The organism is Siminovitchia jepli, assembly GCF_047228825.1.
Classification (GTDB): Bacteria; Bacillota; Bacilli; order Bacillales; family Bacillaceae_C; genus Siminovitchia.
The window spans coordinates 18,075-32,988 of the sequence record NZ_JBFEGN010000045.1 but is presented as its reverse complement, the minus strand read 5'-3'; the positions used below and the strand labels follow the sequence as shown (position 1 = coordinate 32,988).

The window sequence follows — 14,914 nt, the reverse complement described above, 5'->3', positions numbered from 1 at the left end:
CCCTTGCATATAACTTCGACAAAAAAGGTAAAAAACCTTGTTAAAACAACATTTTTTTGTTATTCAGTAGACCCTAATTTACATCAAGGCTTCCTGTAATAAATCCACTATATGAACAGCACGAACTCCGGGTAGGTTTTCTCTTTCTATTCCAAGCTTCATTTGCAGTAAACAGCCTGGATTTGCCGTTACAATTGTTGTTGCATTCGTATCCTTCATTACAGTCATTTTTTGATTAAGAATGTGCATCGATGATTCGGGTTCTACAATGTTATAGATGCCCGCTGATCCACAACAGCTATCGGCATTTTCCATCTCACGGAACTTAATCCCCTTGATGGATTTCAATAACTTCCGGGGCGCTTCATTGACATGCATTACATTTCGTAAATGGCAGGAATCCTGAAAAGTGATGATCTGATCATCTAAAACCAGACGGTTTTCTTTATGAAAAGAGAATTCATAAAGGACGCTTGATATGTCTTTGATTTTTTTTGCGACCTCCTTTACACGTTCTTCCCAGCCAGGTTCATCTTTTAGTAAATGGTCATACTCGGACAAGAAAGCACCGCAACCTCCAGCATTTGTGACAATATAATCAACATTCTCTTTTTCAAAGGCTTCAATGTTCTGTTTGGCCAGTTTTTTCGCCAGCTCTTTTTCGCCGCTATGTCCGTGTAACGCCCCGCAGCATACTTGTGTCTGAGGGATAACGACTTCACACCCTGCTTTTTGCAATAATTTAATGGTCGCATCATTTGTTTCCCGAAAAACTGTATCCATTAGGCAGCCGGTAAAAAAAGCAACCGTTGCTTTTTTTATACTATCAGGCTTTACTCGCGCTTTGCGTATTGCCATGTTTTTTTTCTTTGGAACTTTAGGCAGTACTCTTTCCATTTCTCTTAAGTGGTTGGGAAAGAGTTTTAGAAAGCCAATTTTACGAACAGTTTTTTGAAGGCCGGAGCGTTGATAAAATCCAATTAGACTTGTTATATGTTCCATGTTGTTTTGTTTCGGAAAAAGGTGATTAAAAACCGCTTGATGAACTAGTTGGCTTGACAGTGAACGCTTTTTATTTTGGTTGATGATGTCTAGAGCTTCCTCCAATAAATGTCCATATTTTACCCCCGCGGGACATACGGGTTCACATGCCCTGCAGCCTAAACACAGGCTTAAAGACTTTTCAAACTCATCATCCGGTTCAATCAAGCCATCGTAAACCGCCTTCATTAATGCGATTCTTCCTCTTGGCGATTGGCTTTCCTTATATCCTGAAACAATATATGTTGGACAAGATGGCAAACAAAAGCCGCATCTCATACAGTTGAGGAGCTCATTTTCGTCCATTCGCTCTTGAAAACCCTTTTGAATATTTTCCATTTCTGTCATTGTCGTCATCTTGATACTACCACCCGTTTTCGAGTATCTTTTGCAAACATTTTCCCGGGGTTCATAATATGATTGGGATCCAGGGCATCCTTGATCGATTTCATTACGTGGATACCAGATTCCCCAAGCTTCCATTCCAAATAAGGAGCCTTCACAATCCCTACCCCATGCTCTCCAGTAATTGTCCCACCCAACTCAATCGCTTTTTCAAATATTTCATCAAAAGCATTTTTCACCCTTTGCATTTCATCTTTGTCCCGTACATCTGTCGGACAAGTTGGATGCAGATTCCCATCCCCGGCATGACCAAAAGTACATATGTTTATTTGGTACTTATCGGCTATTTCATTGATTGCCATCACCATTTTAGCTATTTCTGACCGTGGAACAGTTGCGTCCTCCAAAATGGTCGTTGGCTTCATTCTTGCGAGTGCGGATAATGCATTTCTTCTGGCCGTCCGTAAGGCCTCGGCTTCCTTTTCTGTTTGGGCTATTTGAATGGAATATGCATTCTCACTTTTGCATATTTCCTCTATTTTCATCATGTCTTTTTCAACACTGTGTCGTTCGCCGTCCTGTTCAATCAGCAATACACATTTTACGTCTGTCGGAAGGCCGATTCGTGAATAATCCTCTACCACTTTTAATGTAGGCTGATCCAAAAACTCCAAAGTTGCCGGTATCACTTTGTTTGCAATAATTTTCGAAACTGACCGTGCCGCATCCTCTAGATCCTGATATTGGACAAGCATGGTCTTTTTCGTTTTAGGAAGCGGAATAAGCTTTAAGGTAGCTTCTGTTATAACCCCTAATGTCCCTTCTGAACCGATAAACAACCTTGTCAAATCGTAGCCGGCAACATCTTTGGCAAGCTTTCCTCCCGTTCGGACAATTTCTCCGTTTGGAAGAGCAACCTCCAGCCCCAGCACATAGTCCCGGGTAACACCATATTTAAGGCCTCTTAATCCCCCGGAGTTTTCATTCAGATTTCCTCCAATGGTTGATATTTTCATGGAGCTAGGGTCAGGCGGATAGAATAGTCCTTTTTTTTCCACCTCCTGCATCAGATCCCAGGTAACGACTCCTGGCTGGCAGGTGACTGTTAAGTTCTCCTCATCGATCTCCAAAATCTTGTTCATCTGATTGAAAAGGATGACGATACCTCCTTCAACAGGACAAGTACCGGCGCATAGATTTGTTCCGGATCCTCTGGGGATGACCGGGGTTTTATATTCATTGCACAAAGCCAGTATTTTAGCCACTTCTTCTGAACTTCTTGGCGACACAACAGCATCCGGCATTGATTGATAGTCCGGTGTAGCGTCATATGAATATACCAGTCTTTCAACTTGGGAATCGGCAAAGTTCTCCGCCCCTGTTATATTGATCAAGTATTCCTTTATCTGAGAGGTTAACATGACAAGCCCCCTGATTTTCCAATTTTCAATATATTATAGAAGATATCCTTCTCACAATCTATGTATGATGATATAATTAGAAAGCAAATAATAAGCTTTTTCTTGTGTATTTATCTAAAGGAGTGAATACAAATGGAATTATCACCAAAACTGGCTTCCAGAATCACTTCCGAGGTACGTCAAGTCATGAAAGAAGATATTATACTAGTGGATATTAACGGATTCATTATATCCTCTACAGAGAAAAGCAGAGTTGGCTCTTTCCACGAAGGTGCCGAGATAGTCATTAAAACAAAGCAAAAGCTTTATATCGATAAAGAAAGGGCAACGACCCTTAAGGGGGTAAAAGAGGGAATCAATATGCCCATCATGTTTAATCATCAAGTGATTGGGGTTGTCGGGATTACCGGCGATCCAAAAAAAGTGGAACCATATGCCGAATTAATAAGACGAATGACAGAGCTTATTATACAAGAAGCTTTTTATACCGAAAGACACGAATGGGAAATAAGAGGAATTGAATCTTATATTCATGAATGGCTAAACGCTGTCTCCATTGATAATGAGCTTTTGGAGAAAGGCATGAGGCTGGGAATTCCTGTTTCTTCCCCGCTTACTTGCGCTCTTATACATTTGGATATCAAAAAGTTAACAAACTACGAAATGAGTAAATTGCAAAAAGAAATAATTGTTTTGTTTCATTCGTTATTCGGTGATAATAATTCTTTTATTACCCGCTGGGGACAAGAAAGTTTTTTGGTTTTGAATAAAGCCGAACCCTCCTATAGCAAAAGTTCATTTTACTATCAATTAAAGAGGTTTAAAGATTCTTTCGAGCGAAGGCACCTTCATTCCTTGTCTATCGGTGTTGGAAAAAGTATATGCAAACATCATATCAAGAAGACATATAAAGAAGCCCAAAAAGCTTTAAATGTTGCTCAAAAAAGTAAGGGCATTGTTTTTTACGAAGATTTAATCCTTGAAATCATATTGGAAGATATTCCGGCAGAAATACAAACGGATTTTTTGAAACAAACAATTTATAAGATGAAAGAGGAAAAGCATTTAATTTACACCCTACAACAATATATAAAAAATAATCAGTCCATTAAAAATACAGCCGACGTGATGAACATACATATCAACACCCTGCATTACCGTTTAAATAAGATTGAGGAGCTTATAGGGATTTGTCCCAAAACAACGGAAGGCGTTGTCATATTATATATCGCCTTGATGCTGTTAAACAATCATAGAAAGTAATGAGGACCGAGTTTCCTCGATCCTTGTCAAATTCTTAAACAGAGATTTCTTTTTTTACGTTCAACAACTTAAAGAATTCTCTCATGAAACCTGGCAAGTCCGGCCAGGCATGCCCTGAAACTATATTACCGTCCACATGCAGCATCTTTTCCATATAGATGGCCCCTGATGCTTCCACTTCCGGCCTGCAGGCTGTGTATGCCGTCATCTCTCTGTCCTTAATATGCTCTCTGACTGTTGTAAGTACAAGCTGGCCATGACAGATGACCCCAACAGGTTTATTCTCTTTTAAGAAATGGGCCGTAATTTCCTGAACCTTCGGGTTCATTCGAATATATTCCGGAGCACGTCCGCCCGGTATGATAAGACCATCATAATCATTTGGATCAATCTCATCTACAGAAGCATGGGATTCGATCTTATATCCCCACTTTTCGGTAAAAGTCTCCATTTCGGGAAGAAAATCATGGATAACTGTCTGAAGCTTTTTCTTTGTGGGAGAAGCGATTGTACAGTCAATGTTTTCTTCAATACAACGATAATAAGGATAAAATACTTCTAAAGCCTCTACAGCATCTCCAGTAATGATCAATACATTTTTACTCATTCTTTTCACCATTCCTTTTATATTTTTAATTAACCGAACCAGATAAAGATCCGATTATTCCTTAACCAAGCCAACTTCTTCGTAGGGAGGCAAATTGTATCTCGCCTCCAACAGTCCCCGGCAATAGTGAGCATTAAATTCCATGCTCATACGTGTTCTTTTAGCCCCTCGCAGATAATCCTTAAAATTTTTTTTCGTTAACGGCTCTTCCTCCGGAGTTGTAACAGCTCGAAGGCTGGAGTGATTTAATGCCTTCTTTTTTTCCAAATACTTATCTCGAAGCAGCTCCCCTTTCTCCGGCAATGGCAAATTTTTCAATTTTTGAATTGATAGACCTATAATCTCCTCCTCGGTCATTCCCCTATTAAGAAGATACTTCAACAGCTTTTCCTGCCTGGCGTAATAGGCCTTAATATCGAATATCCTGCGCAAACCCTGGAGATCCCCGTCAGATAATCCACTAAAGACCTCATTAAATGACTGCCCATTTGTTACACCTTTATTTATTTCGTCAGAAGCACAATGGTCCAGCAAACTAACTTGAACGGTTGTTACCCAGCCGAGTTCTGAAACATATTTCCTTATATCTTCAGCCATGATATATGCAAAATTTGGAGAGCACCAATAAGTGGGCAAGCGGAAAACAACATGAACGGATTGGCCATTTATTTCAACGCGGTCGATGAAATTCAAGTCGGTGAGCGGCTCGTCCAGTTCGGGATCATATACTTTTTCAAGCATTTGGTAAACTTGTTCCACTTTTGTCATCAATATGCAACACCTCCCAAACGATTGTGCAAAACACAAGAACTCATCAAACCATCTGTACTGGCAATGGGCTGTTTTTTAATTTTTCCTTTTGTTCTTCAATATTAATGTTATATAATCTTGCAACATTTTCAGCTAAAATTTTCTTTTTCACATCCAGATCAAACGTAACACCAGTCTCTTCTTGAATATCTTCCGGAAACTCTAATTCCAAGAATTTTTCAATGAGCCATTTTGGTTCCCAAATGGCATAGTCACTTCCGAAGATAATCCGGTCTTCATCAAGCCAATATAATAGTTCGCTCATAATTTCAGCAAAATACCGCGGTCGTGTGTGGATTAAAGCAATGGCAACAGACAATCCGGCATAAACATTTTTTTCTTGTGTAGCAATCCAGCAAAAATCTTCCAATCTGGGAAGCCCAACGTGTTCTACGATAAAGTTCAATTCAGGGAAACAGCTTGCCGCATCGTCCACATCTGCCACGTCAAAAGCATCACGGTTCAGCGGGGTAATTGTTGGCCCTTTATGGATATGGATATTGTAAATTCCCAACTCCTGACATTTTTCCAAGTATTTTTTGGCCCAATCATCTGAAAGCTTGTACCCCTTGGAATTTCCATACCAGTCTGCTGTATATAATTTTACTCCTTGCCATCCATATTTTTCCTTATTTTTTTCCAACTCTTCTAAACCCCTGTTCCCATGTCGGGGATCAAAGCCCCCATTACAAATGAAACGGCCCGGGAATTGCCTGGATAACTCTTCATTCACATCATAATCGCCAAAACCATTCTTATAAAACTCGCTTAATAATACCGGCTGGAAAATGGCCATGTCCGCATATCCTCTAACGAATACATCTTCTACCAACTTTTCTGGGGAATATGTGTCGAATTCTTCCCTTGGCCACAAGTATTCTTTTGGGCTCAAGTTTTTGTGATAATCATAGAAACAATTAATGAATTGCTCCCCATGGATGTTTAATCGATTTTCTTTCCTTGCGTCCCATAAAGCGATATGTGCATCAATTACGAAAATTTCTTCCCCGTTTGGTGCTTTAATCAACTTCATTCCTCCTTGTTAAGTTTTTTCAAAAGCGCTTCCATTATGATGAATACCAGCTGCTTAAATAGATGTAAGGCGTATGCTGTTGTCAGGCTCTTTTAATTACTTTATTTGATCTTAACAAAACTTTTAAATATTTTGAATATATTAACAAACAAAAATCCAGCAAATGGTTCCTCCTTTTTTTGTATGAATAAACAAAAATGCATAATCCTAGATTACGAAAGCAACAAATAATCCGAAATATATGAAATAAATTACATTCTTCATGTCTAACGCTGTAGCGATAAGGGTTTTCAAAGTTAATCAATATTTGGGCATTTTCTCATTTTCCTGGAAATTAATATCGCTTGGCAGGAATTTTTCTCCAAAAAAGAACCTCCTTAGAACGACAGGATTTTGAATTATTATTTGGTCCGGAGGTCAAGAACCAGGATTTTATTGACGATGCACTGGTGAGAGCCTTGTCTGCACTCCATTCGACAGGTCTTAAAAAAGTTTATATCCAGACAGCCCAAGGGATCCAGGAAGCAAACCCGCTAAGACTGGACAGAAGCTAGGAGTACAAAGGAATTGCTTTGCCTGTTTTATGTCGAATCGCAATGGACGTTGTTAAAATGAATAAGAAAATGCCACAGAGGCACAGCAAAGTGTCTCTATGACATTTTGTTTTAAATAATAAATCAAAGTGGTTATCTTAGCGCTAAATATGGGATTTATTCAACTTAATGATACTATCATAGAGAATCTCCACGGCAGGTAGTAATGATTCTTCATTAATATCAAACTTCTCATTATGATGTCCGGCAGCCAGGTCCGTCCCGATGATACAATACGTAGCTGAACCGCCATTTCGCTGAACTTCCTCCATAAAATAGGTGGCATCCTCAGAACCGCCGCTATTGTCGCTTTCGGCCATGCTTTTTTCGATGAACGGATGGTCGCTTTCGGAGGCATGACCATTTAAACTATCACCACAAGTATGGTGGAAGTATCTTCCTTTATAAATTTTCTTGATGGCTTCTATGATTGAAACCACATTCGTTCGTCTTGTTATTTAGACGAAAAAAATCGCCCTTAAAAGGCGATTACAGGCTTATTATGTTATAAAGCGGCATATAGTTTTTGCTTCCTATTTAAAGCTTTGCTTGACGTTAGATCATCTGAGGAACAAAGTCAAACCCTGTATAAATTCTTTGGTGATGTCATGACACAAGACCATTTCTTACCTGCTCAAATTACACTATTCATTTTTTAATCCTTCATTCAGACTATACGCTCATGAATATCTTCTCTTATCCTGTTTACTTAAAGGGGAGCATATCAAATAACCAAGCTATGTATTATTAGTCTCACTCAAGACAATATCAAGACTTGACAAAAATTGTCTTAATTGAGGTATAAAATTCAATTGCTGCTCTTCCCTGCTCTCTTGAATGAGAGCTCGACTGTTTCATTCCTCCAAATGGTGCTTGGAGCTCAACCCCTGCGCTTTCTGCGTTAACCCTAACTAGACCTGCTTCCATTTCATCAATAAATAGGAGGATATTTCCAATATTTTTTGTAAAAATGGAAGCACTTAACCCATACTCCGTGTCGTTGGCTAATTCTAGCCCTTCTTCAAGTGAATCTACTCGCATTAAGGCCAAAACAGGACCAAATATTTCTTCTTTAGCTATCGTCATATCCGGCTTAACATTATCAAAAACAGTAGGTTCTATGAAATAACCATTTTTATCTTCAATTCTTTGACCACCATACAGAAGAGTCGCACCTTCATTCTTACCTATATCAATATAAGAAAGAACGGTATCTAACTGTGATTTACTTACTAATGGTCCCATCCATGTAGAAGATTCTAAACCATCTCCCACTTTAATTTCTGATACTTTATTAATCAATTTTTCCTTAAATTCATCATAAACATCAGTATGAACAATTACTCTGCTGGTAGCTGTACATTTTTGACCTGCAGATCTTAAACCACCGCTAATTGTGGCTTCTACTGCCAGATTTAAATCAGCGTCACTTGCAACAATGACAGGATTTTTGCCCCCCATCTCTAACTGGTACTTCTTGCCGTTTTCTACAGCTTTACGTGCAATCTCTTTACCGACTTTGTTGGAACCAGTAAATGTTATTCCGTTAATATCGGGATGATTTAACATTTCTGTACCTATCAACGATCCTGAGCCAGTAACCATATTTATTACACCATTTGGGACATCCGCATCACAGAAACACTGAATTATTTTAGCACACGTAACCGCTGTTTCACTCGCCGGTTTAATAACAACAGTATTTCCATAAATTAAAGCTGGTGCGATTTTCCATAGGGGAATGGCGACAGGAAAATTCCAAGGAGTAATTACCCCTACAACACCTAATGGCACTCTAGTAGTGTACATTAGCGCCTCATTATCGGTAGATGGGATCACATCTCCTATTGATCGTAAACCTTCACCGGCATAATAACGAAGAATTGCTACCCCACGAGCGGTTTCTCCTTTTGCTTCAAAGAAAGTTTTTCCCATCTCTTTAGTCATTGTAGATGCAATATCATCTAGTCGCTCTTCTAAAATAGAAGCTACCTTTAACAAGTAATCTCCTCGAACGTTGCCTGGCAATTTTCTCCATGATTTTGTTGCTTTTTTAGCTGCACAAGCAGCCTGATCTAGATCTTCCTTAGTAGACATTTGGTAAGAACCAATTGCTTCACTTATATTGGAAGGGTTATAACTTGTGGATGTTTCCCCATTTTTAGATTCTTTCCATTCCCCATCGATGAAATTTAAGTAAGTATGTATACTTTTCAAACTGTTTCCTCCTAATTTAAATTAACTAAATTACTACCTTTTAATTTTTCATAGACTAATTTTGATGCTAAAACGTCAAGTATCGCTACACCAACAGATTTAAAAATAGTAACACCTTTTTTTACAGAGTCTTTTTCACCATGTAAAACTAATTTTCTTGTATCCATTACATTATTTTCATCATACCCGAGTGATTTGGCTGTTTTCATTTCTCCACACTCCAAAAATGCAGCATAGGAATCAACAGAGATATAGTCTGCTCTTTTTACAATATAATCAGGAATCTCCTGCATATTTGCTTTGAAAGCACCTGAACCTGCAAAATGCTTTCCAGATAAATCAATATCCTCAATATATGGCAAAACAGGATTTACAGATGTTGAAGTTGTTATGATCAGTTCCGCCTCTTTTAGAATTTCTTCTTGATTTGCTGGTTTAAATTCAATGTGGGGAAAGCTATCTTCGGATTTTTTCAGAAAATATTCCAATCGCTGAGGGCTTCTATTATTAATTAACACAGTTTTAATTGGTCTTACTGCGCAAGCTGCCTGTAAATGAGTCCATCCTTGATCTCCTGTTCCAATTACACCTACCGTTGATGTATCATCAGAAGACATATATTTCATACCAACTCCACTGACAGCACCAGTTCGAATAGCTGTTATAGTTCTTGCGTCAAGTAATAAGAGTGGTTTCATTCTTTTTCTATCAAATAATACAATAATACCCCTTAAAGTTGGTTCGCCAATCTTAGCATTTCCCGGTGCTATTCCTATTACTTTTGCCGCATAATAATCTTCAAAAAAAGAAGGCATTAAAATTGCAGTATTATCACCATCGTTAATAAATAATCGTTCAGGAACATGGGAGTCTTTTTCTGTATCATTTGAATAATACTCTTCAATCGTATTAATCACTTCTCGCATAGTAACTATTTCTTCTATTTTTTTAGAATCAACAAACTTCATTTATATACCCATTCCTTTCGCTTCGCTCAAGGCACAAAACATAATGAAACAGGTTTGCCTTGAGCGATATTTTGGCAATTCTATAGCCATAGGGATATCCAATTAACTACAAATCACGCGGAGGTGAGTGGGCTACTCTAGTTGTGGAGTGACCGCATTTATATATGTGTAGATTGCCTTTCCAAGCACAAATAAGTGTGACTTCGAGCACGCAGACTTATCTTTGTATAAACATTACTCGTTTATTGCTGGGCAGCAATCATTTAAGTAATATCATGATAGGTGGTCTCAATGTCATTTTTAGATTCCTCTATATGCTTTAGCATAGCAATAGATGCTCCAACAGGATCTCTTTTTTTAATTTTACTTAAGATCTCCATGTGGGCATCAATAACTAGAGTTGGATTAGCTGGAGCTGCAAAAGCTTTACTCCGATAAGAACGCAGAGCAGTGATAAAACTGTTATAGATAAAGTTTATGCCCTCATTTTTAGTATTAGTAATTATTATATTGTGAAAATGCTCGTCCTCCTTGACAATCGCTTCCACATTCTTGCTCTTTATTAATTCTGGTAATCTCTCACAAGATTCCTCTAACATAAGGATCTCTTTGTCTGTTATTCTTTCAGCTGCCAATTTTGCAGCAAATGGTTCTATCGCCATTCGAATTTCTATTAGTTCTTGAATTTTGAATTTATTACTCTGAAACCACTCAATAAAACGTTTTTTATCGTGCAGATCTTTATCAATTACAAAGGTCCCTTTACCCCTACGTATTTCTACATAACCCTCAGCTTGTAAATTAACCAAAACTTCACGAATAACCTGTCGACTGATACCAAGCTCTTTTTGTAGTTGGCTTTCAGTTGGGAGTTGATTTCCAACTCCCAAATCGGAGATCAACTCTTTAATAATTAGCATTGCCTCTTCAGCAACTGTAAGTCTAGACAATTTTCTACTCATCTTTATTCACCCTTTTATCATGCTGCTTTTTTGTTATTTAAATTTTTTGCTTTAAAAATTGATCTTAAAGGAGAGAGTATAGTTAGTAATGCCAGTAACAGGAAAATAAAGGTGATTGGTTTTTCATAAAGAAAAGCAATGGATCCTTCATTCAGTATCATTGCTCTACGAAAGTTTTCTTCAATCATAGGTCCTAAAATAATCCCCAAAATAATTGGAGACATTGGAATACTTAACTTTGTCATGAAGTAACCAATAACACCAAATACTAATAAAACGAATACGTCAAACATTGTATTATTCATTGCATATGATCCAACTGTACAAAGAATTAAAATAATGGGCATTAGTAATTTAGTGTCAAGTTTAATAATTTTAGCAAAATAACGAACCAATAATAATCCTAACACCAACATGAAAACATTAGCAATTAGCATACCTGCGAACAATCCATACACTAAATCGCTATTTTTTACAAACAATAAAGGCCCAGGTTGTAGACCGTGAATAAGAAAAGCTCCTAGCATGACGGCTGCTGCCGCATCTCCAGGAATACCTAATGTTAATAACGGAATCATTGTTCCACCTGTAACTCCATTATTCCCTGCTTCAGGAGCGGCGATGCCTTTATACTCTCCTTTCCCAAATTTACTTTTATCTTTTGACCATCTTTTGGCTTCATTGTAGCTAACAAAAGCTGCAATGTCAGCTCCTGCTCCTGGAATCGCACCAATAAAAGTTCCAATAATCCCAGATCTAATCATAGTAATAGATAATTGTAGTGTTTCTTTTAAACTAATTATTTTTGTTTTAAAATCAGTAGCTAAGTTATTGATTTTTGAGTTATTCGTTTCAATAAATAATAAAACCTGTGATACTCCAAATAAACCAATTAATGCAGGTATTAAATTAATACCATTCATTAAAGAATTTGAACCAAAAGTATATCTAGGAAAGCCAGTAATAGGATCCATCCCAATTACCGCAACCAATAAACCAAAACATGCAGCTAACAATCCTTTAAGAACATTTTTACCAGAAACAGTAGCGATAATGCTTAATCCAAAAACAGCAAGTGCTAAAAACTCACCAGCACTAAATTTTAATGCAATTTTAGCAAGCCAAGGAGAAAATAATATTAAACAGATTGTTGAAATAATTCCTCCACAAAAAGAGGCAATACTAGCAATACTTAGTGCTTTTCCAACTTGTCCTTGTTGCGCAAGAGGATAACCATCAAAAATAGTAGCTGCAGCAGCTGGAGTTCCTGGTATATTTAATGTTATAGCTGCAATCGAGCCACCATAAGTGCCACCGATAAATACACTGACCATAAGTAAAATAGAAGCAACGGGACTTAAACCAAATGAAAAGGGTAGCAAAAGTGCAATTGTCATCGTAGAAGTTAATCCAGGTAATGATCCTACCAATATCCCTAATGCAACTCCTATAAAAATTATAAATAAATCTGATACGTTAAGTATTGTTTGTAGACCATCTAAAAGCATATTATCCCTCCAATCAGAATAAAATTTCGGGTAGGCGAATTTTTAAAACTACAGCAAAAATATAATAAATAACTACTGTGCTTCCAATTGGTACCAAAACAAAAGTTTTCCAATTTCTTAAACCTAGAGTTAACATAAATAAGCTCATAAATAACACGGTTGAAATTATAAATCCAATCTTACCCATTAAATAAAAATAGATACTGAAAGCTACTACTCCAACTCCTATTTTCAAAAGTCCTTGTACCGTAAAATTACTTTCTTCTCCTTTTTCTATTAAGGATTTTAATATTAATAGTATTGATAAAATAATTGTGATTATAGAAATAATTATCGGATAATAAGACGGTCCAAGATCTGTCGGCATATTATTAACGAAATCCTTCGTAAATATTATTGCTATTAACCCAACTATCATCATTATTATTGCAAACATTAAATTTGCTTTCTTCAATTGGCATCACCTCTTTTAAAGGACGAAGAAAACATTCGTCCTTATAATTAATTCTCTTCTTTTTTTGCAATCTCAATAATTGGCTTTAATATCCCTATATCATTTTTAATCAATTCTTCGAATTCCTTCGAATCATAATATCCAATTCCCAAGAAAGATTCATTCATAAATTCTTTAAATTTTTCAGTCTCGACTGCTTCTTTAATTGCTTCGGAGAGAACCTGAACTACTTCGCCGGGTGTATCTTTTGGAACAGCGATTCCGCGATAAGTACCTGATACAATGTTAAAGCCTTCTTCTTGGAAAGTAGGAACATCATCTAACCCTTGATAACGCTCAGTAGCCATTACTGCAAGTGGTCTAAGATCCCCCGAATCAATAAATTGTTTTATTTCTCCCGGAGTATAAATTCCAAAATCAGCTCCACCACCTAGAATTTCAGTAATAGCAGGTGCTGCCCCTTGATATGGTACAGTCGTAAACTCTACCTCAGTACCCTCACTAAATTGAATACCATAATAGTTAGGTACAACAGAAGCTGCAAATTTCATTTTTCCTGGATTAGCTTTTACTTCTTCTACTAGATCTTGGACATTATTATAAGAAGAATTAGCTGGGACTACTAGTACACCCGGATCCTCATTTACATTAGCAACAAATTTAAAGTCCATAGTTTCAAAAGGAGCAATCCCCTGTAATGGCAACGCCGCAACCTCTCTAGTAACAAGGGTCAAAGTATAGCCGTCCGGATTAGCATTAAGACCTTCATTCATCCCGTTAGCTCCCGAACCACCTTCTCTGTTAACTACCACTATTTCTTGGTTAAGGATTGGTTTAAGAGATTCCGCTAACACTCGAGCAACTGCGTCTGTTCCTCCACCTGCTGCAAAAGGAACAATTATTTCAATTTGTCTGTTTGGATATTGGTTAGAAGAGTCAGCATCGGAGCCTTTTTTAGCTGCATTTGTGTCACTAGCTTTCCCACCACATGCTGTAACAATTAATAGAGTAAATAGTACTACAAGTATGAATAAAGACTTTTTATTAATCATTAATTTCTCCCCCTTTATCTACGCACTCTTGTAAATTATTAAATAAAAATTCATATGTTAAATAACATAGCCAAGCTCCACCATCTACGTGTTCATTTGCTCTTTCTCCTAGCCAACTAGATCTTCCGGTCTTCGATTTCATGCCTTTTGTGCTCTCGGCCCCTACCTTTGCCTTTTCTTTTGCAGATTGTAGTGCATTTAAAGCGTTTTCATCTTCGTTCTCTTCAAATGCTTCAACCGCAGGAATTAAAGAATCTAAAATAGTCTTATCTCCTATTCTTGCCCCTCCCCTTTTTTGAATTTCATTAACCATTTCTCTCTGCAGCGTTCCCCAATTTTTAACTGTTAATGAATTCTCATCCATTTGCTCAGTGGACATTTTTTTGCCTGCCTTAATTAAAGCAGATGCCAATAAAATCCCCATAGTGGATGGCGCGGCTCTACGAAAGGCTTTTCCCCCTTCCACAAACCAAGTCTGTAATGAATCACTTTCTAATGCTACTTCATATATCGCTTTAGCTCCATTTAAAACTGTATTACCTAAGTCCCCATCACCTAGTTTTCCATCAAGGTTATTGAGTTCATCTTTTATTTGATGTGCAAAATCTAAATAACTTCGAGTAATTTTTTTTAAACTCAT

At 37.4% G+C, this 14,914-nt stretch carries 14 protein-coding genes; 1 reads left to right on the top strand and 13 read right to left on the bottom strand.

All coding sequences use genetic code 11. The features are described 5' to 3' along the window. Positions 1–78: 78 nt before the first annotated feature. Complete coding sequence (locus AB1L08_RS14330; protein ID WP_413065349.1) at positions 79–1,398, bottom strand: (Fe-S)-binding protein; 1,320 nt, start codon at positions 1,396–1,398, stop codon at positions 79–81. Continuing rightward, positions 1,395–2,807 (bottom strand): glycolate oxidase subunit GlcD, encoded by a 1,413-nt coding sequence (gene glcD, locus AB1L08_RS14325; RefSeq protein ID WP_413065348.1) that lies wholly within the window; start codon positions 2,805–2,807, stop codon positions 1,395–1,397. Before glcD ends, AB1L08_RS14330 begins: the two co-directional genes overlap by 4 nt. A gap of 132 nt (positions 2,808–2,939) precedes the next feature. Between glcD and AB1L08_RS14320 the strand changes: the two genes are divergently transcribed. Next, entirely contained in the window at positions 2,940–4,070 is a 1,131-nt protein-coding gene (locus tag AB1L08_RS14320; RefSeq protein WP_413065347.1) for a CdaR family transcriptional regulator, read from the top strand. Positions 4,071–4,104: 34 nt separating this feature from the next. On the opposite strand, the gene AB1L08_RS14315 is transcribed toward AB1L08_RS14320, so the two are convergent. The 11 genes from AB1L08_RS14315 to AB1L08_RS14265 all read right to left on the bottom strand — a co-directional run bounded on the left by AB1L08_RS14315 (position 4,105) and on the right by AB1L08_RS14265 (position 14,914). Then, positions 4,105–4,677, bottom strand: coding sequence for a DJ-1/PfpI family protein (locus AB1L08_RS14315; protein WP_413065346.1), 573 nt, complete (start codon positions 4,675–4,677; stop codon positions 4,105–4,107). A gap of 54 nt (positions 4,678–4,731) precedes the next feature. Next, positions 4,732–5,445 (bottom strand): iron-sulfur cluster assembly protein, encoded by a 714-nt coding sequence (locus AB1L08_RS14310; protein ID WP_413065350.1) that lies wholly within the window; start codon positions 5,443–5,445, stop codon positions 4,732–4,734. Between the two features lie 46 nt (positions 5,446–5,491). Then, complete coding sequence (locus tag AB1L08_RS14305) at positions 5,492–6,514, bottom strand: amidohydrolase family protein (RefSeq protein WP_413065345.1); 1,023 nt, start codon at positions 6,512–6,514, stop codon at positions 5,492–5,494. A gap of 703 nt (positions 6,515–7,217) precedes the next feature. After that, the gene (locus AB1L08_RS14300) at positions 7,218–7,553 is read right to left on the bottom strand and encodes a hypothetical protein (protein WP_413065344.1); all 336 of its coding nucleotides are present in this window, start codon (positions 7,551–7,553) and stop codon (positions 7,218–7,220) included. A gap of 328 nt (positions 7,554–7,881) precedes the next feature. Further along, positions 7,882–9,330 (bottom strand): alpha-ketoglutaric semialdehyde dehydrogenase GucD, encoded by a 1,449-nt coding sequence (gene gucD, locus AB1L08_RS14295; protein ID WP_413065343.1) that lies wholly within the window; start codon positions 9,328–9,330, stop codon positions 7,882–7,884. Between the two features lie 11 nt (positions 9,331–9,341). Next, positions 9,342–10,298, bottom strand: coding sequence for an ornithine cyclodeaminase family protein (locus AB1L08_RS14290; RefSeq protein ID WP_413065342.1), 957 nt, complete (start codon positions 10,296–10,298; stop codon positions 9,342–9,344). Positions 10,299–10,561: 263 nt separating this feature from the next. Continuing rightward, the gene (locus AB1L08_RS14285; RefSeq protein WP_413065341.1) at positions 10,562–11,260 is read right to left on the bottom strand and encodes a FadR/GntR family transcriptional regulator; all 699 of its coding nucleotides are present in this window, start codon (positions 11,258–11,260) and stop codon (positions 10,562–10,564) included. Between the two features lie 17 nt (positions 11,261–11,277). Continuing rightward, on the bottom strand, positions 11,278–12,768 hold the full coding sequence (locus AB1L08_RS14280) for a tripartite tricarboxylate transporter permease (protein WP_413065340.1): 1,491 nt from the start codon (positions 12,766–12,768) through the stop codon (positions 11,278–11,280). A 13-nt stretch (positions 12,769–12,781) separates the two neighbouring features. Beyond that, a complete protein-coding gene (locus AB1L08_RS14275; RefSeq protein ID WP_413065339.1) occupies positions 12,782–13,222 on the bottom strand; it encodes a tripartite tricarboxylate transporter TctB family protein in 441 nt (146 codons plus the stop codon). A 47-nt stretch (positions 13,223–13,269) separates the two neighbouring features. After that, complete coding sequence (locus AB1L08_RS14270; protein WP_413065338.1) at positions 13,270–14,274, bottom strand: tripartite tricarboxylate transporter substrate binding protein; 1,005 nt, start codon at positions 14,272–14,274, stop codon at positions 13,270–13,272. Then, entirely contained in the window at positions 14,267–14,914 is a 648-nt protein-coding gene (locus AB1L08_RS14265) for a dihydroxyacetone kinase subunit L (RefSeq protein WP_413065337.1), read from the bottom strand. Before AB1L08_RS14265 ends, AB1L08_RS14270 begins: the two co-directional genes overlap by 8 nt.